Origin of the sequence: Pseudomonas sp. (genome assembly GCF_033723075.1) — a bacterium.
Taxonomy (GTDB): Bacteria; Pseudomonadota; Gammaproteobacteria; order Pseudomonadales; family Pseudomonadaceae; genus Aquipseudomonas.
In genome coordinates this window covers 22,887-44,775 of sequence record NZ_JAWVXU010000027.1, presented here as the reverse complement: position 1 = coordinate 44,775, position 21,889 = coordinate 22,887, and the positions used below count along the sequence as shown (strand labels likewise).

20 protein-coding genes are annotated in these 21,889 nt (G+C 60.8%); 9 read left to right on the top strand and 11 right to left on the bottom strand.

Translation table 11 applies throughout. The features are described from left to right. The 3 genes from R3355_RS22020 to R3355_RS22010 all read right to left on the bottom strand — a co-directional run. The coding region (locus R3355_RS22020) for a cadherin-like domain-containing protein (protein ID WP_318963214.1) at positions 1-1,197 on the bottom strand (1,197 nt) is incomplete at its 3' end. Between the two features lie 102 nt (positions 1,198-1,299). After that, positions 1,300-2,337, bottom strand: coding sequence for a YadA-like family protein (locus R3355_RS22015; RefSeq protein ID WP_318963213.1), 1,038 nt, complete (start codon positions 2,335-2,337; stop codon positions 1,300-1,302). A gap of 928 nt (positions 2,338-3,265) precedes the next feature. Further along, positions 3,266-3,484, bottom strand: coding sequence for a hypothetical protein (locus tag R3355_RS22010; RefSeq protein WP_318963212.1), 219 nt, complete (start codon positions 3,482-3,484; stop codon positions 3,266-3,268). A 407-nt stretch (positions 3,485-3,891) separates the two neighbouring features. Between R3355_RS22010 and R3355_RS22005 the strand changes: the two genes are divergently transcribed. After that, positions 3,892-4,263 (top strand): PilZ domain-containing protein, encoded by a 372-nt coding sequence (locus tag R3355_RS22005; protein WP_318950652.1) that lies wholly within the window; start codon positions 3,892-3,894, stop codon positions 4,261-4,263. A gap of 37 nt (positions 4,264-4,300) precedes the next feature. On the opposite strand, the gene radA is transcribed toward R3355_RS22005, so the two are convergent. The 3 genes from radA to R3355_RS21990 form a co-directional block, all read right to left on the bottom strand. Next, positions 4,301-5,665, bottom strand: a complete 1,365-nt coding sequence (gene radA / locus R3355_RS22000) for a DNA repair protein RadA (protein WP_318963210.1) — start codon at positions 5,663-5,665, stop codon at positions 4,301-4,303. A gap of 132 nt (positions 5,666-5,797) precedes the next feature. Then, on the bottom strand, positions 5,798-6,067 hold the full coding sequence (locus R3355_RS21995; protein WP_318963209.1) for a YdcH family protein: 270 nt from the start codon (positions 6,065-6,067) through the stop codon (positions 5,798-5,800). 66 nt (positions 6,068-6,133) lie between these two features. After that, on the bottom strand, positions 6,134-6,382 hold the full coding sequence (locus tag R3355_RS21990; RefSeq protein ID WP_318963208.1) for a YdcH family protein: 249 nt from the start codon (positions 6,380-6,382) through the stop codon (positions 6,134-6,136). A 142-nt stretch (positions 6,383-6,524) separates the two neighbouring features. On the opposite strand from R3355_RS21990, the gene R3355_RS21985 reads away from it, so the two are divergent. Beyond that, on the top strand, positions 6,525-7,271 hold the full coding sequence (locus R3355_RS21985; protein WP_318963207.1) for an EAL domain-containing protein: 747 nt from the start codon (positions 6,525-6,527) through the stop codon (positions 7,269-7,271). Between the two features lie 84 nt (positions 7,272-7,355). Further along, positions 7,356-7,769 (top strand): large-conductance mechanosensitive channel protein MscL, encoded by a 414-nt coding sequence (gene mscL / locus R3355_RS21980; RefSeq protein WP_318963206.1) that lies wholly within the window; start codon positions 7,356-7,358, stop codon positions 7,767-7,769. 52 nt (positions 7,770-7,821) lie between these two features. Here the strand turns inward: mscL and R3355_RS21975 are convergent, their stop codons facing one another. Next, positions 7,822-8,598, bottom strand: a complete 777-nt coding sequence (locus R3355_RS21975; RefSeq protein ID WP_318963204.1) for a ferredoxin--NADP reductase — start codon at positions 8,596-8,598, stop codon at positions 7,822-7,824. Positions 8,599-8,872: 274 nt separating this feature from the next. Between R3355_RS21975 and R3355_RS21970 the strand changes: the two genes are divergently transcribed. Continuing rightward, a complete protein-coding gene (locus R3355_RS21970) occupies positions 8,873-9,997 on the top strand; it encodes a class I SAM-dependent methyltransferase (RefSeq protein WP_318963203.1) in 1,125 nt (374 codons plus the stop codon). Between the two features lie 201 nt (positions 9,998-10,198). On the opposite strand, the gene R3355_RS21965 is transcribed toward R3355_RS21970, so the two are convergent. Beyond that, complete coding sequence (locus R3355_RS21965) at positions 10,199-10,825, bottom strand: c-type cytochrome (protein ID WP_318963201.1); 627 nt, start codon at positions 10,823-10,825, stop codon at positions 10,199-10,201. Between the two features lie 193 nt (positions 10,826-11,018). Between R3355_RS21965 and R3355_RS21960 the strand changes: the two genes are divergently transcribed. Both R3355_RS21960 and R3355_RS21955 read left to right on the top strand, forming a co-directional pair. Further along, on the top strand, positions 11,019-11,837 hold the full coding sequence (locus R3355_RS21960; protein WP_318963200.1) for an NYN domain-containing protein: 819 nt from the start codon (positions 11,019-11,021) through the stop codon (positions 11,835-11,837). A gap of 58 nt (positions 11,838-11,895) precedes the next feature. Further along, the gene (locus tag R3355_RS21955; protein WP_318963199.1) at positions 11,896-12,981 is read left to right on the top strand and encodes a type I restriction endonuclease; all 1,086 of its coding nucleotides are present in this window, start codon (positions 11,896-11,898) and stop codon (positions 12,979-12,981) included. Between the two features lie 1,243 nt (positions 12,982-14,224). Here the strand turns inward: R3355_RS21955 and R3355_RS21950 are convergent. Next, positions 14,225-15,052, bottom strand: coding sequence for an arylamine N-acetyltransferase (locus R3355_RS21950; protein WP_318963197.1), 828 nt, complete (start codon positions 15,050-15,052; stop codon positions 14,225-14,227). A 520-nt stretch (positions 15,053-15,572) separates the two neighbouring features. Here R3355_RS21950 and rsxC point away from each other — a divergent pair. The 3 genes from rsxC to R3355_RS21935 all read left to right on the top strand — a co-directional run bounded on the left by rsxC (position 15,573) and on the right by R3355_RS21935 (position 18,580). Next, complete coding sequence (gene rsxC, locus R3355_RS21945) at positions 15,573-16,973, top strand: electron transport complex subunit RsxC (protein WP_318963196.1); 1,401 nt, start codon at positions 15,573-15,575, stop codon at positions 16,971-16,973. Beyond that, the gene (locus R3355_RS21940) at positions 16,970-17,944 is read left to right on the top strand and encodes an RnfABCDGE type electron transport complex subunit D (protein WP_318963195.1); all 975 of its coding nucleotides are present in this window, start codon (positions 16,970-16,972) and stop codon (positions 17,942-17,944) included. Before rsxC ends, R3355_RS21940 begins: the two co-directional genes overlap by 4 nt. Positions 17,945-18,046: 102 nt before the next feature. Beyond that, positions 18,047-18,580 (top strand): REP-associated tyrosine transposase, encoded by a 534-nt coding sequence (locus R3355_RS21935; protein ID WP_318963194.1) that lies wholly within the window; start codon positions 18,047-18,049, stop codon positions 18,578-18,580. A gap of 276 nt (positions 18,581-18,856) precedes the next feature. Here the strand turns inward: R3355_RS21935 and R3355_RS21930 are convergent, their stop codons facing one another. Both R3355_RS21930 and R3355_RS21925 read right to left on the bottom strand, forming a co-directional pair. Further along, the gene (locus R3355_RS21930; RefSeq protein WP_318963193.1) at positions 18,857-20,353 is read right to left on the bottom strand and encodes a CoA-acylating methylmalonate-semialdehyde dehydrogenase; all 1,497 of its coding nucleotides are present in this window, start codon (positions 20,351-20,353) and stop codon (positions 18,857-18,859) included. A 65-nt stretch (positions 20,354-20,418) separates the two neighbouring features. After that, positions 20,419-21,765, bottom strand: a complete 1,347-nt coding sequence (locus tag R3355_RS21925; RefSeq protein ID WP_318963191.1) for an aspartate aminotransferase family protein — start codon at positions 21,763-21,765, stop codon at positions 20,419-20,421. Between the last annotated feature and the right edge of the window lie 124 nt (positions 21,766-21,889).

Sequence of the window (21,889 nt, the reverse complement as noted above, 5' to 3'; positions counted from 1 at the left end):
CTGGAAGCTGGCTTCACCTGTGTCGTCATCGCTGATGAGCAGCGTGCCGGTGTCGGTGAGGGTCGGAGTGGCTGCATCTTCAGTCACCGCGCCAACGGCGTCGCCCGTGATGGTCGGCAGATCGTTGGTGCCCGTGATGGTAATAGTCGCGGTCTGGTCAACAGTGCCGCCGTTGGCGTCGTCAATGGTGTAGCTCACCACGAAGGTGAGGCTTTCATCTGCGGCCAGATAGTCAAAAGCTTCGCTTGCAGGGTCTGCACTGAGCGTGTCGCCTTCCAGGCTGAAGCCCGGCGGCAAGGCGATACTTGGCTGGCCGTTGATAGTAAAGCTGAGATTGGTGACAAACAAAAAGTCATCATCCGCGTCGCTTGCGCCGTCGAGCAGGTTAATAACGAAAGAGGCATTGCCTTCGTTTGCGCCGACAACCAGCGGGGTAGCAACTACTGGGGACTGATTAGTAACAGTCTCATCGACGGGGGTGATGTCAAGCGTGGCAATACCAGCAGTGGTCAGCACACCGTCGGAGATGACATAACCGAAGCTCACTTGGGTATCGTCATCCTGAGCCGGGGTGTAAGTCCAGGTGCCGTTGCCGTTATCGACCAGATTGCCATTGCCGGCAGTAATAGCCAGGCCAGTCGCAATGAGCGAATCGTCTTCAGGGTCACCCGCCTGACCAAGGAGTTCGGCCTGGGTGATCAACCGCGCACCGCTGTCTTCGGCGATGGCGACCAAGGTAACTGGAGCAGTTACAGGAGCGTCATTAGTGGGCGTAATGTTGTTAAACTTTACGGACACGGGGTCGCCGCTGCTCTCATAGAGAGGCGCAGTGCTGCCCCCCCAAGTACCGCTGACAGTAGCAACCGCCTCGACGCGGAACGCATCAGCGACGTTGCCACCCTGTACAGACTCATCGGTGAGCCAGTAAAGCCGGGCATCAGAGCCAGTTACCAGCACGTTATTAATGTACAAGCCGCCACTACGAAGCACTACGTCACCAGCGGTGAAGCTCACTTCAGTAAATACACCAGTCGCATTTTTGTACCATAGAGAGCCATCTGCGCCGTCGGAGAGCAGGAAACCGTCTGTATTGGACGACTCATTTGCACGGATTTTAAGTAAAGAGTAACTGATAGCGTAATGCTGGTCTTCAGTGGCACCGGTAAAAGCATTGATATTGCTTAGAGTCACAGTCATGTCATTCTCCACCCTCTCCGTCACTGGAAAGGGCAACAAGATTCAAAAGTTATGAGTTTGATGGCAGTCAGGCAGCGCCTGACCGCCTAACTGAAACGCGCCTTACCAGCTATAACCAACGCCAAGGTTCGCTGCGGTTTTGGAAGCAGTATTGCGGCTAACACCCGCAGTCACAGAGGTGGACTCGGTGATGGCTGCACGGAAGCCAACGGCGACAGCACTTTCGCTGCTGTAGTTACCCAGACCGGCACCTACGCTGAAGCGCTTGCCATGAGCCGGCGAAGGGATGGCCGCCAGTGCGGCTACGGATGCGATACCGGCGTTGGCAACTTCTTCGACCTTGTCGATTCGTCCGTCCATATAGTTGAAGCGAGCATTGGTTTGGCTAGACAACTCGTCATACCGGCTGTTGTAGCCGCTCTGCACAGCGCTTAGCTGATCGTAATTAACTGCATCTGTACCGACAGTACCCGCAGCAACATTGGTAATTTTATTGCCGGCAGCATCCAGTGAGCCGGTAATAGTTCCGCCAGTGATGGCGGTTGCGTTGATAGTGCCTGAAGTAATAGAGCCAGTATTGGCGATGGTTGTGCTGTTAACAGTGGCACCATTTACGGTAGCGGCAGTAACAGTATTAGCCGTGACGTCGGTGGCGCTTATAGTGTCCGAAGTAATAGAGCCAGTATTTACGATGGTTGCACTGTTAACAGTGGCACCATTTACGGTAGCGGCAGTAACACTGTCAGCCGTGACATCGGTGGCGCTTAACGTGGTGACCGAGGTATTCCCCTCGACAGAGAGTGAGCCTCCGTTGAGTACTTCTACGTTACCGCCGAAACTGCTTTGGACGCCGCCAAGGGAGGTGGTACTACCACTACCATCGACAATATCAATAGTTCCTTGTGCAGCATCGAGGCTAATTTCATTCCCATTACCAGGGACGCCGCCGACGCTGTCATCAATAAAAATACCAGTAACGTCAAGCTGGTCTATCGGTGTGCCACCGATATCAGTAAGCGTCTGAGCCATAGCCTGATTACCCGCCAGTATCGCCAGCAGCGCGCAGGCCAGCAGCGATTTGCGGCCAGGTACCGCGTGTTGGGTGCATTCCAGTTTGCTTGTACCAGCGGACATCTGCATGGTTTTGTTCCTTTGCCTTGTGATGGGTTAGTGCTTTCAGTGGCCGGTAATATTCCAGCTCCGCGCCATTAAAGCAATGGCTTTAAGGCATCATCATGACATCCAAAAAGTATCGTTAAGCCACTATCAAGGCATCATGATGATGGCATTTAAATATCAATTTGATGACATATCAACGACTTAGCGACATCACAGCGCTTGACTCCGGCTGTGTTGGCCATGTACCGATTGGCTGTTGAGCCTCTATCTTGGAGGGTGGGCCGGACGGCGATCCGCTTCCGCCTGCTGCGGCTAAATTGAGGTCTTGGTGGGCTAAAGCTCACCCTGCGTTTGGCCGTCAACACATAACGAAGACAACGCTTTTTCACGGCGACATCCAGACGATGCGTGCGGTATTCGGCGCAGTGCAGTGCCGCATGATTACGGACACACCTGATGGGCAGTCCGCTACGGGCTATGGAGGGGGGGGCAATGGCAGCAGCTCCTGACATCTCGGGCCCAGGTATGCCGACCGGAACGCGAAAAGGACATCGGGCGTGTCTTGCCCCAGGCGCCGAGGCTTGCTCAGAGGCTGTGAAAATATCGAGCGCCGTAGCAAGGCTGTCTCCAGGCGTTCGCAGCGCAACGTCAGCAGCGGGCGTCTGGATGCGGTCGCAGTAGGTGGGTTTTTTTCACAACCTCTCAGCCGATATAGGGTTCTGAATGGTGACCCGCGCGGAGCGCAGCGTCAGCCAAGCCAGCTTTTGTTCCCGCGCAGGAGAGCATATGCCGCACTGCCTTCGGCGAGTGACACCCGGATGACGGGATGCTCAAAATACAGCAGTATTTTCGGGGGCCCAAAGGGCGGCTCGGGCGGCGTGTTGCTCAGCAGTGCAATGACAGCCAGCCAGAATTGGTGTCACACACATGCCGCGGGCACCAACGATAATCAACCGCCAACAAGGCGTCCCATATTCACGACAAGCACGCGAGAACCACGCTCCAGTCGAACGGGTTCGCGCCCGGTGATGGACCAGCCGTCCTTTTCTATGAGCTCATCGATACGGGCACGCAATGCATGGTATTTGCGCTGGCAATCGACTATTTCGACCTCCATCATTTGTGCAAGGTAAGCATCCAGCTCTTTTGTCTCTCTTCCTGATGACATCTTGCCCCCAAAGCAGATTTACTCGAAATTCGTGACTACTAACGCCGGGTTGCAGCAGGCCGAATTGAATTTCGGCCGCCCTCTTTAGCAAAAATGATCAGAAAGCCCACCCGATGTTGGCCGCGCCTATCATTGATGAGCCGACGCATACAACACATTCGCATTGAGCGCGGCCACGATACCGCACAATCACAGGATGCTATGCAGCTTTAGAGCACCCAATACCTATTGCATGCGCTTTAGCTGCGAATCGCTCGGCACACAACGCTTCGCGGATAGAATCGCGCCTTTGGGTGCCCGGAGATACGCCTGTAGTTTTACTGCCAAAGGCTATCAAGGCCGAGTAAAAGCAAGCCAGCGCAATGCGCCTTGTCTATAGTGGACAAAACCGCGCAGGAGTTTTTTGCATGAGCGACACGAGCAACGAGCGTAGACGCTTTCAGCGTATCGCCTTCGACGCCCCCACCGAGATCATTCAGGGTGAGCAGCATTGGGCTGTCGAACTGCATGACGTATCGCTCAAAGGTCTGCTGATCAAACGTCCGCAACAGTGGAATGGCGATCCCGATCAGCCCTTCAACGCCAATATCCAACTTTCCGATGACGCCCGCGTGCAGATGGAAGTGGTCCTGACCCACGCCCATGACGAATTGCTCGGCTTCGTCTGCCGGCATATCGACCTCGACTCGATCAGCCACCTGCGGCGCCTGGTGGAACTCAACCTCGGCGATGAAACCCTGCTGGAGCGCGAACTGGTCGCGCTCGGCGAAGGGGACTGACCGCCCTTCCTGCAGGAGCCTGGGGGGACGCACGGTTTCAGTCGAACAACGCATCCAGCGCCTGTTCCAGGCGGGTTACCGCGATTACCTGCAAGCCTGGAGGCGCTTCCTTGGGGGCGTTGCCCTTGGGCACTATGGCGCGCTTGAAGCCGTGCTTGGCGGCTTCCTTCAGGCGCTCCTGACCGCTCGGCACCGGACGCACCTCGCCAGACAGGCCAACCTCGCCGAACACCAGCAAGTCATGGGCCAGCGGCCTGTTGCGCAGGCTGGAGATCACCGCCGCCATCAGCGCCAGATCGGACGCGGTTTCCAATACCTTGACCCCGCCGACCACGTTGAGAAACACGTCCTGGTCATGGGTGGGGATGCCGCCATGGCGGTGCAGCACGGCCAGCAGCATGGCCAGGCGGTTCTGATCCAGGCCCAGGGTGACGCGGCGCGGGTTGGCCATATGGCTGGTGTCGACCAGTGCCTGCACCTCCACCAGCATCGGCCGGGTGCCTTCCCAGGTGGCCATCACCACGCTGCCCGGCACTTCTTCCTGGGCGCGGGTGAGGAAGATCGCCGACGGGTTGGTGACTTCCTTGAGGCCCTTGTCGGTCATGCCGAACACGCCCAGCTCGTTGATTGCGCCGAAGCGGTTCTTCACCGCGCGCAGCAGGCGCAGGCGGCCATCGGACTCGCCCTCGAAATACAGCACGGTATCTACCATGTGTTCGAGCACCCGCGGGCCGGCCAACGAGCCGTCCTTGGTGACATGGCCGACCAGGAAGATCGCTGTGCCGCTCTGCTTGGCGTAACGCACCAACAGGGCCGCACTCTCGCGCACCTGGGACACGCCGCCGGGAGCCGACTGCAATTGCTCGGTGAAGATGGTCTGGATCGAGTCGATCACCATGACCTTGGGCTTTTCCAGGCGCGCGGTGGCGATAATGCTTTCGATGCAGGTCTCGGTCATGACCTTGAGTTTGTCTTCCGGCAGGCCCAGGCGGCGGGCGCGCATGGCCACCTGCTGCTGGGATTCCTCACCGGTGACATAGAGCGCGGGAAAGCGCTGGGCAATATTGCACAGGGTCTGCAGCAGGATGGTCGATTTGCCGATCCCCGGATCGCCGCCGATCAGCACCACCGAACCGTCTACCAGACCGCCGCCGAGGACCCGATCCAGTTCACCGGAGGCGGTGGAAAAGCGCGGCATTTCCTCGACACTGACTTCTGCCAGGGTTTTCAGCTGCGTCTGCTGACCCGTCCAGCCGCTGCGGCCGCTGGGGGCAACCGCATGGGCTTCGATCATGGTTTCGGTCAGGGTGTTCCAGGTGCCGCATTCGCCGCATTGCCCGGCCCACTTGGGAAAGGTAGCGCCACACTCGGTGCAGCCATACATGCGCTTGGCCTTGGCCATGGGGCGGACTCCCTAAACGAAAGCCCGCATCATAGCCTTTCCCGGCCGCCTGTCTGGAGCCGGATCAGAGGTTGGGAAAATATCGAGCGCCGTCGCAAGAGCTCCGTCGGGCGAGCGAAACAAGGCGCGCTCTCAACCCTTGCAGCAACCGCAGCACTGCGCGGCAGGCGGTGCGAGGCGCTTGGCCACCTGGTCCTTGAGCTCAACGCGCTCGCGCTTCAACACGGCCAGGGCGTCGTCGGCCAATAGCTCGACGCCATCTTCGATGCGGCAAATACGCTTGTCCAGCGCCTCGTAGCCTTCGGCCAGACGGGCGAAGTCCGGGTCGGTCTGACGCAAATCGTGCAACTCGGCACGCTGCTCGGGGAAATCATGAACCAGGGGGTGATGTTCGATATGCATGCGGATACTCCAGGGAATGACTGTACCCAGCATATTCTCCTGGTCCGGCTCACCCCTTGACCCGGATCAACCCGCCGCACCGTTGCGCAGCAGGGTCTCGATTTCGTCCTTGAGGGTAACCCGCTGCATCTTCAGACCCTGCAACTGCAACTCGTCCATCGCCTCCCGGCCATCCGTCACTTCATAGATGCGTTTATCCAACTGTTCGTATTCCTCGGCCAAGCGGGCGAAATGGCCGTCGGCCTTCAGCAAGGCGCGCATTTGTGTTTCAAACTGTGGAAACTCGCGGCTGAGTGGATGATATTGCAATGGCATGGCGACGCCCTCCAAATGTATTAATCAGACTAGTTCAGCTCGCTGCTTCGCACCGAAATCCTAGACTACTGGCAAGAAAGCAGGATACGCGCCGCATTTTATTGCTTAACTTGGTTGCCATGACCCACACGAGAGGATGCGCATGAATACGTCTTCAGGCTGTTCCGCCTGCCGAGACGGGGAAAAACTGGAATTCCCCATTACCATGGCCTTCCAGCCGATCCTCGACCTGGCCAGACAAGAGATATTTGCCCACGAGGCCCTGGTCCGCGGCGCGACGGGGGAGTCGGCCGGCACCCTGCTGGCCCGGGTCAATGCCGACAACCGCTATGCGTTCGACCAGAGCTGCCGGATCAAGGCGGTGGAATGGGCGGCAAAGTTGAGGGTGCCGGCCATGGTCTCGATCAACTTCATGCCGAACGCCGTGTACCGCGCGGAGACCTGCATCCGCGCCACCCTGGAGGCGGCTCGGCGCTGCAACTTTCCGCTCGAGCGGATCATCTTCGAGGTCACCGAGCAGGAACAGGTGCTGGATATCGACCACCTCACCGGCATCCTCAGGGCCTACCGCGAGCAGGGTTTCATGACCGCCATCGACGACTTCGGCGCGGGCTATGCCGGCCTCAATCTGCTGGCCGACTTCCAACCCGACCTGATCAAACTGGACATGGCACTGATCCGTGGCATCGACCAGGACAGCGTGCGGCAGATCCTGGTCGAGGCCACCCTGCAGATGTGCCGCAAGCTGAATATCCGCGTGATCGCCGAGGGCATTGAAACCACAGACGAACTCGATGCGCTACGCGACATGGGCGTGGAGATGTTTCAGGGTTATCTGTTCGCCAAACCAGGCTTCGAGACGCTGCCCGAGATTCGCTTTCCCTACTGAGTCGACACAACTTCCGAGCGCGCGCCTGGCAAGTGCCGTGCGCTGCATTACACTCTGCTCATCATCTCAATCAGGGAGCAGCACATGAGCATCGTCAGCGAATTCAAGGCCTTCGCCGTCAAAGGCAACGTGGTCGACATGGCCGTGGGCATCATCATCGGGGCGGCCTTTGGCAAGATTGTCTCGTCCTTCGTCGGCGATGTAGTCATGCCGCCCATCGGCCTGCTGATCGGCGGCGTCGATTTCACCGACCTGGCGATCATCCTCAAGGCCGCCGAAGGCGACCTGCCGGCGGTGATCCTCAGCTACGGCAAGTTTATTCAGACCCTGCTGGACTTCCTGATCGTTGCCTTCGCCATCTTCATGGCCGTCAAGGTGATCAACCGGCTCAAGCGCGAGGAAGCCGTAGCCCCTACCCTGCCGCCGGCGCCGAGCCCGGAAGAAACCCTGCTGACGGAGATTCGCGACCTGCTCAAGGCCCAGCAAAGCAAGGAATAGAGCGCAACAGCGCCCAGGCGGGTGTCATCCGCGATCCTGGTGTCACTCGCCGCTACCAGTAATTCTCCACCGCCACCTGGCCCGGCCGGCGGGTCAGGCTCAGTTGCAGGTCGCGCTGCTTCAGCAATTTCCGCGTGTCATCGATCATCTGCGGATTGCCGCAGAGCATCAGCCGCGAGTGCTCGGGGCTCAGGCTCAGGCCGGCGGCGCGCTCCAGCTCGCCGCTGGTCAGCAGTGTGGTGATGCGCCCGTGCAGACAGCCCGGCGCCTGTTCGCGAGTCACCAGCGGCAGATAGGTCAGCTTGTCGGCATACTCGGCCAGGTGCTCCAGGTCTTTGAGGCCGTGAATCAGCGGCTGATAGGCCAGCTCGCCGACGGTGCGCGCACTGTAGACCAGGACGATGCGCTCGAAGCGCTGCCAGACCTCGAAGTCCTGGAGGATCGACAGAAAGGGCGCCAGACCGGTGCCGCTGGCCAGCAGCCAGAGATCGCGACCATCGACGAAACGGTCCAGGGTCAGAAAACCGAAGGCCTGCTTGTCCACCAGCACGCTGTCGCCGGCCTTGAGTCGGCTCAGTTCGGAGGTGAACTCGCCGCCGGGTACGACGATGGAGAAGAATTCGAGAAACTCGTCATGGGGCGCCGACACCATCGAATAGGCACGCCAGACCACAGTGCCGTCGGCCTTCTGCACGCCAAGGCGGGCGAACTGCCCGGCGCGAAAGCGAAACCCGGAGTCCCGCGAACAACGCAGGCTGAACAGGCTTGGCGACCACACATGCACGTCACTCAAGATCTGCCGGGTGAACTTGTCTTCGCTGGCGGTCATACTTCACTCCCTCTGCTGTGCCGAAGATCTGGCAGGCCGTTAAAAAACGTAGCGAGCGAAGGCTAGGCAAGGCGAAGTTAGTCGAGGACGTGGAGTGTACGAGTGGTACATGAGCAGTACTCGCTTCGCCCGCCCCTTCGGGGCCGCACTGAAGTGCGTTAGCAGCAAGCCGCTTGCCGCGGCTAACTTCTAGCGGCATAGCCGAGCGCAGTAGTTTTTCAACGGCCTGTCACAGTGTCGCGCAAAGCGCCCTTAACAAACACCAGCAGTCTATATGCCTATATTCGTTACGCCCTTTGCCCAACTAGACCTGATCCGCCAGCCCGAACAGCAGGCCGAACCCCTGCAGGCCTTCGATGCTGCCGACGAGTACCTGCTCAATCATCTGCATGAGCAGGGCTTGCCTAGCGACGCGCGCGTGCTGGTGCTCAACGACAACTTCGGCGCCCTGGCGGCCAATCTGGCCGGCCATGCCCGGGTCACCAGCAGTAGCGACTCGCACCTGGGCTACCTGGGCCTGCAGGCCAACCTGGCGCGCAATCACATGCCCACAGATGCGGTCAGTTTCGTGCCGGCCAGCGCAACCGCCCAGGGCCCCTTCGACCGGGTGCTGATCCGCGTACCCAAGACCCTGGCCTTGCTGGAAGAACAACTGATCCGCCTGCATGGCCAACTGGCGCCCGACGCCCGGGTCATCGCCGCCGGCATGGTCAAGCACCTGCCCCGCGCCGCCGGCGACCTGCTGGAAAAATACATCGGCCCGGTGCAGGCCTCGCTGGCGGTGAAGAAGGCGCGCCTGCTGTTGGCCACACCTAGCACCAAACCCACCCCCGTCTCGCCCTATCCGACCCGCTATCGCCTGGACAAACCGGCCATCGAGCTGCTCAACCACGCCAACGTATTTTGCCGCGAAGACCTCGACATCGGCACCCGCGCCTTCCTGCCCCACCTGCCCAAACACCTCAGCCGCATGCGCGTGGCGGATCTCGGCTGCGGCAATGGTGTGCTGGGGATCGCCTATGCGCTGGGCAGCCCGCAAGCCGAACTGTGCCTGGTCGACGAATCCTATATGGCGGTGCAATCGGCCCAAGACAACTGGCGCGCGGCCCTCGGCGAGCGCCCGGTGGAGATCCGCGCCGGCGACGGTCTGGCCGAGCAACCAGCCGACTCGCTGGACCTGGTGCTGTGCAATCCGCCCTTCCACCAGCAGCAGGTGGTCGGCGACTTCCTCGCCTGGCGCATGTTCCAGCAGGCCCGCGCCGCGCTGGTCACCGGCGGCGAGCTATGGATTGTCGGCAACCGTCACCTGGGCTACCACGCCAAACTCAAACGCCTGTTCCGCGGCGTCGAGCAGGTCGCGGCCACGCCCAAGTTCGTGGTGCTGAAGGCGATCAAATAAGCGCCCAACGGGTAGATCCCATGTTTATGCACAAGCCTCGCAGGACATAGAAATCCTAGGCGCGGCGGGGGCGCCTAGCCCAGGCCCGCGATGCTTTTTGCCGTCCCGCAGCCCGGATGCAATCCGGGCTACAGAAGAGTGCTGCTCACTTGGTTTGAGCGAACAGCGTTGCCGCCGCAGGCAGGAGTTTTTCACAACCCCTCAGGGTTGCAGCTGCTGCAGATAAACGGCCAGGGCGCCGATCTGTGCATCACTGAAGTCGGCGGCGATCGACATCATCACCGAACCGGCGCGACTCGGATCCTTGTCGCGAAAACGCGTCAGCGCCTTGCGCAGGTACTCGGCCGGCTGGCCGGCCAGGCGCGGGGTGTTGTCGCGGCCCTCGGCATTCACGCCGTGGCAGCCGGTGCAGATGGTCTTGAACATCACCTCGCCCTGCTGCTGCAACGCCGCATCGACCGGCTCGCTATGCGCCAGCAGCTTTTGCTGCCCGAAGTAGATGGCGACGTTGACCCGATCTTCCAGGGTCAGGTTCGGCGCCAGCTGGGACATCACGTAATCCTTGCGCTCGCCGCTGGCGAACTTCTCGAAGGCGTTGAACAGATACACCGGGTTCTGCTCGGCCAGATTGGGAATGTACGGCCGCTTGCTGTTGCCGTTCTCGCCGTGGCAATTGCCGCAGAAGCGAATGCGCTCCTGACCGGCGGCATAGGCCTGCTCGCGCAGTACCGGGTCGGCGTTGAGCTGGGTAAAGCGCTGCATGGCCTCGTCGCTGGCCTGGGCCAGACTGGCGATGCAACAGAAGAACACAAGGGCGAGTGCGCGCATGGCGGGAGACCTTTGCCTGGTTTGCTCGATAGGACGGGCGTTCGAGGGGGCGACTATAGGCGCAACCACTCGGCCCTACCCCGGCACAGGTCAAGCAAATGGCAGATGGTGGCGACCAACGTGAATATGCCTGCCTATGGCGCCCTGCCAGCATCCGCAGTATGTTCGGGGCATGCCTCTGCAAGGATGACCCATGGCCAGCAAAGCCCACCCTGCGCGCCAGCAACAGCTACTGGCGGTGCTGATCGATGCCGACAACGCCTCCGCCGCCATCGTCGAAGGCCTGTTCGAGGAAATCGCCAAGTTCGGTGTCGCCAGCGTCAAGCGCATCTACGGCGACTGGACCCAGCCCAACCTCGGCAGCTGGAAGAAGGTGCTGCTGGACTACTCGATCCAGCCGATCCAGCAATTTGCCTACACCCGCGGCAAGAACGCCACCGACAGCTCGCTGATCATCGACGCCATGGACCTGCTCTACACCCGGCGTTTCGATGGTTTCTGCCTGGTCTCCAGCGACAGCGACTTCACCCGCCTGGCCGCCCGCCTGCGCGAGGAAGGCCTGACCGTCTACGGCTTCGGCGAAGAGAAGACCCCCTCGCCGTTCGTCTCCGCCTGCGACAAGTTCATCTACACCGAACTGCTGCGCGCCGATGCAGCGCAAGCCCAACCCGAGCCGGCCAGCAGCGACGACAAACCACAACCGAGCGCACCCAGCGAACAACCCGACGAACCGGCCAAGCCAGTCGCCAAACCGAAAGCGCAGAAAGTGCCGACGGACTTTATCGCCAAGGTCATCGAAGACATCAACGACGAAGACGGCTGGGTCCAGCTCGGCCTGCTTGGCTCGAACATCAGCAAGCTACGCCCGGCGTTCGATGCGCGGTTGTATGGATTCAAGAAGCTCAGCGACTTGATCAAGGGACATCCCAAGCGCTTCGAGTTGCAGGTGCGCGGGAGCAGTGCGACGGGGGGCGAGGCGTTGTATGTGAGGAATAGGAAGGTGGGGAAGTGACACAACGGATCGCATAGCCAACACAAACCACGGGCATTAATACAGCAAGGAGCTAGACATGGAATTCTTCGAAAAACTTAACAGCCTCTCAGCCAAGATTCGCCAACAGGCTGCAGCGATAAAAACGGAAGAAGCTACAAAAAATGCCTTTGTCATGCCATTCATCAACAGCGTGCTCGGCTACGACGTATTTGATCCACGGGAAGTAACCCCGGAATTTGTCTGTGACGTAGGGACGAAAAAAGGTGAAAAGATTGACTACGCGATCCTGAAAGACGGCGAAGTTCAAATATTGATCGAATGCAAAAAAATTGGCGAACCACTGAACGTCAATCACGCCTCCCAACTATTTCGCTACTTCCATGTAACCAATGCACGTATCTCCATCCTCACCAACGGTCAAGTCTACAAATTCTTTACTGACCTTGACGCGCCAAACAAGATGGATGAGAAGCCCTTCCTTGAACTGGATTTACTTGATATTGATGAACATGCAGTACCTGAACTAATAAAACTCACAAAATCGGCCTTCGATGTTGAATCCATTGTCAACTCCGCAGGCGAACTCAAGTATGTCAGCCAAATAAAAAAAGAAATCGCGTCCCAGTTCAGCAAACCTGATGATGATTTTGTAAAGCTCTTCGCATCGCGCGTTTATGAAGGAATGATCACGCAAAAAGTGCGTGAGCAATTCGCCGAATTGACCCGAAAAGCTGTTGCTCAATTTTTGAGCGACCAAGTTAATGATCGCTTGAAGTCTGCAATGAGCGGTGCGCTACAGCCTAGCTACCCCGCTGCCGCACCGGCACCAAGCGAGGCCCCGGCAGAACAACTCAACGAGCCCGCAGACGACAAAGTGATAACCACGCTTGAAGAACTTGAGGGCTACCATATTGTAAAAGCGATTGTGCGCTCGGTTGTTGACGCTAAGCGAATTATTCAGCGTGATACTCAGAGCTACTTCGGTATTTTGCTGGACGACAACAACCGTAAACCGATTTGTCGCCTGCACTTCAATCGCATGCAAAAATACATCGGCATCTTTGACCAAGAGAAAACCGAGACACGTCACCCGATTAGTTCACTGGATGAAATCTACGATTTTGCCGACCAGTTGAAAATGACCACTGGTTTTTATTCGTAGCCTTTAACGTAGCGCAGCACGACTTTGTAGGATGGGTTGAGCGCAGCGATACCCATCAGTTTCTCGGCAAGCAAACAAGCACCCTGTGTTAATCCGCCGTAACTCCACTGGCTTTGATTACGTGTTTCGCCCTTACGGCGAGTCACTTGATTCGCTTCGCTCACCCTTCGGGTCAGCCTGCGGCTGTTACTTCGCTTCGCTCCGTTTCTCTTTGCTCGCGCGAAAGAGAAAGTAACCAAAGAGAAAGCGCGCCCGGCATACGGGTTTCGCTGCGCTCAACGCCCCTCGCTCCGGCGCTGTTCCGAGGGTCGTCACGAAGGGCCATCCCTGGCCCATCGTTCCTCGTTTGGCATCCATGCCAAACGCCCCTCTCCACAGCACCTCCACTCGGCCTCCTGACGGGATCAGGGATCGGCGGCGCCTGGACGATTTGTGGAATCAACAGCGAAGGACATCGATAGTACCCACGCTCCGCGTGGGCACGCAGCACCGGACGCTCCGCGTCCTTGCACGGCGAAAGGCAAATCACAAGCCAGCACCGCCCACGCTTCGCGTGGGCGGTGCTTTTGATTTGTTCAGTAACTGGGTGAGTCTATCAGGCGACGCCAAACGCCCCTTCAGAAGGCCGAACGGAATCGTTGCGTAGTGGGTTGAGCGGCATGGATGCCGCGACGACTGCATGGATGCAGGAGGTAGGGCGACGCAGGATGCCAAAGCCGAGAGCTGTGTTGGGCCATGGATGGCCCGTCACAGCGTGCCCACGGAGCAATGATGGAGTGAGGGAAGTCGAGCGCAGCGAGACCCGGATGCAGGGGCAAGCCTTTTTGGTTACTTTTTTGGCGACTGCAAAAAGTGACTCGCCGTAAGGGCGAAACCTTAAGTGCAGACAATAAGAATGCTGAGCCGGAGTGCGAAATTAACGGTGCGCCAGCTATTGCTTCGCGGCTAAAACCGCTCCTACAAGGGATGTTGGGCTTATCCGCCGGCCTTGTAGGTCGGATCATGCGGCATCGAGCGGCTTGGGCCCCGCGATTCCCCCTCACTCGCCAGCAATCAGCACGTAGCCTGGGTTGAGCGCAGCGATACCCAGGGCACCGATTCCCGGGTATCGCTGCGCTCAACCCGGGCTACCATTGGGGTGACTCTCATCTGCAAGGGACTGCAGTTGTAGGGCTGGCGCAACCCGCCACAAGTCAAAGGCACTGCGGGTTGCCCCCTCCCTACGCGCTTCGCGACCCAAGCCTCACTCCCCAGCAATCAGCCGTTCGATGACCGCACGCAACCCGGGGTGCTCCGGCACCCGAATGGCGAACTCATCCCGCAGCACCTCAAGCACCGCATCGACGTCTCGCAGCTGCACGCGCTCGCTGACTTCGCCCAGACGATGGATGGCGAAGCTGCCGTTGTTCAGGCTCTTGCGCAGACGATGCCCGGTCCGGGCCACCATCAGTTGGCCGAGGAATGGCGAGTCCGGATGGGTGGACACGTACCAGCTGCCGACCACGTAATCGATGTCCGCCGCCACCTGCAGATCGAACAGGTACAACGCCTGCCAGCTCCCGCTCGCCAGCGCGCGCAAGGTGTAGGTGCCGTCGACCTGGGTGAGCCGGTAAGGCTCATACGGGGTGGCTTGTTCCGCTTCGCTGTCCAGCAGCAGCGGGCCGGTCGGCACCATGCCGCCGAAGCCCACATCGGCGATGTAGCGCACACCCTCGAGGGTCACCAGCACCAGCATATGCGTGCGGGCAGTCTGGGCATCCTCCGGCCCGCCCAGCACCACTCGCCCGGTCAGCCCGCGCGCCTCGAAGCCCAGCGCCTGCAACAGCAGCAGAAACAGCCGGTTGAGCTCAAAGCAATAACCGCCGCGGCCCTGGCGCAGCAACTTGTCCTGCAGCGCAGGCGGGTCAACGTGCACCGGGGCGTGGAGCATCGTTGACAGGGTTTCAAAGGGAAACTCGGCGGTATGCCGCAACTGCAGTTCGCGCAGGGTTTCCAGGGTCGGCGGCGGTGCCGACGAGTAGCCCAGGCGCTTGAGGTACGTATCCAGATCCAGCTTGAATGGCTCGCTCATCGAGGGGGCTCCTTTTCTACCGACCAGACTTTTTACCAGAACACCGTCACTTACCAGAACACCGTCACGGATAGACGAATGAGCACCGCAAAAAAGATCTGGCCCTTGGTAGCCAGGCGATGATTCCAAGTCGTCGATGGACAGCCGATGGGTATCGCGGCGTTCAACCATCCTACGGTTGTAACGCCGCGCAGAACGCGGTCATTCAAGTGGCGTATGGCGATCGAGCACGACTTGCCAAACACCACGAGCATTTGCCCGGGCCAGAGCCTGGGAGCTCAGCGCAGCCATTGCCGGCGACACTTTGCAGTGCTTTTGCCGATGCCGCACAGGTCAACATTTGACCTACCGTTTATCAGCAACCCTGATCAAAAAACGAACAATTTATCCGTTTGGCGCTCTGAACCTCCTGAGTGATCGAGTCCCCCACCTCGCTTTCCCCTCAAATACCCGGAGCAAAATCCTCTTATGCGCTTTAGCGCACAGGGGTTTTTTATGTCCAAAAATTGGAGGACAGATAATGTCTAGCCATTCGTTACAGAGCGTCGAGCGCATCCAGCTCCCCGTTCGCGCCCAACGCCAGCCGCAACAGAAACCCTTCTGGCGCCGCCTGCTTGCCATCGCCGCACCCTCACCGCGCAGCTGGCACGGGGGACTCAAGCTCAGGGGCTACAAACAGTTATCCAATGCCACGCCGATTGCCCCGGTCGCAGTCGGCCACATACAGCTGGCGATCCCGCTCGAGCGCGGTCGCCGATGCGCCCAGCCCTGCGTGCAGCCGGGGCAGCATGTGCGCAAGGGCGAGGTGATCGGTATCGGCGATGACAACACCCCCTGGGTGCATGCCAGCACCTCCGGCATCGTCGAACAGGTCGGCCTCGCCTTCGCGGCCGACTCGGCCGAGCCGGTCATGGCCGTCATGCTGAACGCAGATGGCCTGGATGAGTGGATCGAACGCCCGCTACCGGGGCCACCGCAAACGCCCGAGGCGCTGGTCGAACGGGCATTGCAGATGGGTATCGTTGGCCTGGGTGGGGCGGGTTTCCCGACGGCCCTCAAGCTGGCCGGCGCCCAGCAGCCCGACCTGCTGCTGATCAACGGTGCCGAATGCGAACCCTTCCTGACCTGCGATGACCGGCTCATGCGCGAACGTGCCGGGGCGCTGATCGAGACCGCCGACTACCTCGCCAGCCTGCTGGGAATAACCCAGACCCGCTTCGGTATCGAAACCAACAAACCCGAGGCGATGGCCTCGTTGCGTGCCGCCTCTGGCCAGGCGCGCACCCCGGTCGAGATCTGTCCGCTACCGGAACGTTACCCGGCAGGCGGCCAGCCGCTGATGATCAAGAGCCTCAGCGGCCGCAACCTGGCACCGGGGAGCCGGCCCGCCGAGATCGGCGTGCTGGCGCTGAATGTCGCGACCCTCTACGCACTGGGCCGCGCCATCTTCCACGGCGAACCGCTGATATCACGCGTGCTGACGCTGACCGGGGTCTGTGAGCGCCCCGGGAATGTCGAGGTGCCGCTTGGCTATCCAGTCGGTGAACTGCGCAAGCTTGCCGGTGCCGATCCTGCGGGCCGTCTGACCCAGGTCGGCGGCCCGATGATGGGACTGCCACTACCTGACCCCGCCGCGGTCATCAGCAAGACCAGCAGTTGCCTGATTTTCGGCGCCGAGCGCTACCTGCCGGCAGCCGAACCCGCGGGCAGTTGCATCCGCTGTACACGCTGCGTAGATGTCTGCCCGATGTCGTTGAGGCCGCTGGACCTCTACTCCGCGGCTGAGCGCACGGACCACGTGACCTTGCAGACCCTGCGGCTGGATGCCTGCATCGAGTGCGGCAGCTGCAGCAGCGTCTGCCCCAGCAATCTGCCGCTGCGCGAGCGCTTTCGCCAGAGCAAGACGGAGCTGCGCCCATGAGCCTGATCCACAGCCCTACCCCGCACCGGCTTAGAACGCTGATGCTGCTGGTCAGCCTGTGCCTGCTGCCGGGCACCGCCCTGTATGCCTGGCAATTCGGCGTCGTGGTCTGGCTACAGGCCTTCTGGTGCGTGCTGCTGGCCCTGGGCTTCGAAGCCGCGGTGCTGCGCCTGCGCGGATCTGATGTGCGTGCGGGGCTGGGCGACCTGAGCTGGCTGGTATTAGGCCTGATTCTCGCCCGGGCACTGCCGCTGCTGGTGCCGCTGTGGATGATCGCGTTGTCCAGCCTTGCCGCCGTCGTCCTGTGTAAATACGGCAGTGGCGGCCTCGGCCGCAACCGTCTCAACCCCGCCATGGTTGGCCTGGGCATCATCGCCATCTGCTTCTACCAACTGCTGTATCCCGCGCCATCGAACCATGCCCCCTGGACGCTCGCCCTGAGCGCAGAACAGGTGCTTGTGCAGCAGTTGCAACTGGCGCCGCGCCTCGCATTCGACGCATTCGCCGGCGCCACCCAGCTGGCCCTGGGGGAGTTCACCCCGATCACCCCCAATCTGTCGGGGATCGGTTACATAGCCGGCGGTTTGCTGCTGGGCATCTTGAAGGTGATCCGCATCGAGATTCCACTGGCGATGCTCGCCAGCACCATTGCGCTGTGCCTGGCGGCCGGCCATAGCCCACAGGAAAGCCTGTACAGCCTCAGCCTCGGCGGCTATCTGTTCACCGCCTTCTTCATCGCCACCGATCCGGTCACCAGTCCCGATACACCTGCCGGCCGCGTCCTGTTCGGCGCGATCATTGGCGCGTTGACCGAATTGATTCGCGAATTCGGGCTGTATGTCGATGGTCTCTGCTTCGCTGTGCTTGCCGCCAACCTGCTGGTGCCGCAGATCGACCGGTTGGTGCTATTCATGCAGCAACGCCCCTGGTACAGCGAACACCCTGCACTGAGACAGCACCCAGCGACCTAAGCGGGCATACAGCGCAATCCGCGCCAGCACGTAGCCCGGGTATCGCTGCGCTCGACCCGGGCTACCATTGGGGTGACTCTCATCTGCAAGGGACTGCAGGCAATGGTGCTCTACCGCCGTGACACAACGCCGGGTGCGACCTGGTTTTTTACGCTCAACCTGGCAAACCGCCATAGCGATTTGCTGACCGAGCACGTCGACCTGCTGCGTGCCAGCTTTAGGCATGTGATGCGTCTTCACCCGTGGCACATCAAGGCTATCGTTATCCTCCCCGATCACTTGCATGCACTCTGCACGCTGCCACCTGGGGATGCAGATTTTGCGCTACGCTGGCGCCTGATCAAGAGCGGCTTTTCCCGAGCCCTGCCATCGGGCGAGCACGTATCGCCTAGCCGCGAACGCAAGGGAGAACGCGGCATCTGGCAGCAGCGTTATTGGGAGCATCGTATTCGTGACGATGAAGACTTTGCCCGCCATGTCGATTACATCCATCACAACCCGCGCAAACACGGCCATGTGGAACACGTGATCGAGTGGCCGTGGTCGTCGTTTCATCGTTACGTCGCGTCGGGGGTATTGCCGGCAGAGTGGGCGGGCGCCAGGGACGATGAGCCTGCCGCCGGGGAGAGGCCGTAGCGTGGACGTTTCATGGCCGCTCCCGGGTATCGCTGCGCTCAACCCGGGCTACCATTGGGTGATTGCATCGGTACGTCGCGTCGGGGCTGTTGCGGCAGATTGGGCGGGCGCCAGGGACGATGAGCCAGCAGCCGGAGAGAGGCCGTAGCGTGGACGCTCCATGGCCGCTCCCGGGAAATGCCTGATGGGTTTCACCAAACTCAACCCAGGCTACGAGCCATATCAAACAAAAAGGCCAGTCTCTCGACTGGCCTTTCGCTTTACCGCCCTACCCGCTTAACCATTGCTGGGGAACGCGAACTGCGCCGCCTCATGCGAGGCGCGCTGCGGCCAACGCTGGGTGATGGCCTTCTTGCGGGTGTAGAAGCGCACGCCGTCCGGGCCGTAGGCATGCAGGTCGCCGAACAGCGAACGCTTCCAGCCGCCGAAGCTGTGGTAGGCCACCGGCACCGGCAGGGGCACGTTGACGCCGACCATGCCGACTTCGATCTCGTCGCAGAACAGCCGCGCCGACTCGCCGTCGCGGGTGAAGATGCAGGTGCCGTTGCCGTATTCGTGGTCGTTGATCAACTGCATGGCGTCTTCCAGGCTGTTGACCCGAACGATGCACAGCACCGGACCGAAGATCTCGTCGGTGTAGATGGTCATTTCCGGGGTGACCTTGTCGAACAGGGTGCCACCGAGGAAGAAGCCGTTCTCGTTGCCGCTGACACTCAGGCCGCGGCCGTCGACCACCAGCTCGGCACCGGCGGCGACGCCGGCGTCGATGTAGCCCTTGACCTTGTCGCGGGCGGCGCTGGTGACCAGCGGGCCCATGTCGAGGCCGCAGGAAGTGCCGGCGCCGATCTTCAGTTCGTGAATCTGCGGGGCGATCTTCTGTACCAGGGCATCGGCGATCTGGTCGCCGACGCACACGGCAACCGAGATGGCCATGCAGCGCTCGCCGCAGGAACCGTAGGCCGCGCCCATCAGGGCGCTGACGGCGTTGTCCAGATCCGCATCGGGCATCAGCACCGCGTGGTTCTTCGCCCCGCCCAGGGCCTGCACGCGCTTGCCGCGCTTGGTGCCTTCGCTGTAGATGTATTCGGCGATCGGGGTCGAGCCGACGAAGCTCAGGGCCTTGACTTCCGGAGCCTCGATCAGCGCATCGACCGCGACCTTGTCGCCGTGCACCACGTTCATCACGCCGTTCGGCAGGCCGGCTTCGATCAGCAGGGCGGCGATGTACAGGGTCGAGCTGGGGTCACGCTCGGACGGCTTGAGGATGAAGCAGTTGCCGCAGACGATGGCCAGCGGGTACATCCACAGCGGCACCATGGCCGGGAAGTTGAACGGGGTAATCCCCGCCACCACACCGATCGGCTGCAGGTCGCTCCAGGCGTCGATATTGGGGCCGACGTTGCGGCTGTATTCGCCCTTGAGAACTTGTGGGGCGGCGCAGGCGAACTCGACGTTTTCGATGCCGCGCTTGAGTTCGCCGGTGGCGTCCTCGAGGGTCTTGCCGTGCTCTTCGCTGATCAGTTTGGCGATGGCGCCTTCGTGCTGCTCGAGCAGTTGCTTGAAGCGGAACATCACCTGGGCGCGCTTGGCCGGCGGCGTGTTGCGCCAGGCCGGGAAGGCGGCCTTGGCGGCGTCGATTGCCTGCTGGATGGTGGCGCGGTCGGCCAGGGCGACCTGGTGGATCACCTCGCCGGTGGCGGGGTTGAACACGTCGGCGGTGCGGCCTTGGCCTTCGATGCGTTCGCCGTTGATCAGGTGTGGGATATGGCTCATGAAATCTCCGTTGGCAAATTTTGCTAGGCGGGCTTGGCCGCCGGGGTGATCTGTCGTGGCAGGAATTAATCCAGGCTGTTCAGCACATCGCCGACGGCATTGAACACGGAGTCCAGCTGCTCGGGCGTGGTGTTGAAGGTTGGCCCGAACTGCAGGGTATCGCCACCGAAGCGCACATAGAAACCCGCCTTCCACAGGGCCATGCCGGCCTCGAACGGACGGATCACCGGGTCGCCATCGCGCGGGGCGATCTGGATCGCGCCGGCCAGGCCGCAGTTGCGGATGTCGAGGACGTGCTTGCTGCCCTTGAGGCCGTGCAGCTTGTCTTCGAAGATCGGCGCCAGCGCAGCCGACTGTTCGATCAGGTGGTCGCGTTTGAGCAACTCCAGGGTCGCCAGGCCCGCGGCGCAGGCCACCGGGTGGCCCGAGTAGGTGTAGCCGTGGCCGAACTCGACCATGTGCTCGGGAATCGCCTGGTTCATAAAGGTGTTGTAGATCTCGCTGGAGGCGATCACCGCGCCCAGCGGAATCGCGCCGTTGGTGATCTGCTTGGCGGTGTTGATGATGTCCGGGGTGACGCCAAAGTATTCGGCACCGGTCCACTTGCCCATGCGGCCGTAGGCGGTGATCACTTCGTCGAAGATCAGCAGGATATTGTGCTGGGTGCAGATCTCGCGCAGCCGTTGCAGGTAGCCGACTGGCGGCACGATGACGCCGGCGGAACCGGACATCGGCTCGACGATCACCGCGGCGATGTTCGAGGCGTCGTGCAGCTCGATCAGTTTCAGTAGCTCGTTGGCCAGCTCCACGCCGCCGGTTTCGGCCATGCCCTTGGTGTACGCCAGGTGCGCCTGCAGGGTGTGCGGCAGGTGGTCGGCGTCCATCATCTGGCCAAACATCTTGCGGTTACCGCCGATGCCACCCAGCGAGGTGCCGGCAATGTTCACACCGTGGTAGCCACGGGCGCGGCCGATGAACTTGGTCTTGCTCGGCTGGCCTTTCAGGCGCCAGTAAGCCTTGGCCATCTTCACCGAGGTGTCGGCGCACTCGGAGCCGGAGTCGGTGTAGAACACGTGATCGAGGCCGGCGGGGGCCAGCTCGGCGATCTTCTCGGCCAGCTGGAAGGACAGCGGGTGGCCGTACTGGAAGCCTGGGGCGTAATCGAGGGTGCCGAGCTGTTTGGCCACCGCTTCCTGGATTTCCTTGCGGTTATGCCCCGCACCGCAGGTCCACAGCCCGGACAGGCTGTCGAAGATGCGCCGGCCCTGGTCGTCGATAAAGTAGTTGCCATCGGCAGCCACGATCAGGCGCGGGTCGCGCTTGAAGTTGCGGTTGGCGGAAAACGGCATCCAGTGGGCATCCAGCTTGAGCTGGCTGGCCAGTGACGGGGTGGCGGTCTGCGGCATGTTCATGGGGCGGCCTCGTGTGTGGGCAACTTGATCAGTGTAGGCACCGTGTGAGGGGCCGGACGGCACCCCCACAGAAACAAAAGCGAATCTGTTGCCAGACAAGGTGCCACGGGCATACAGTCAGTAA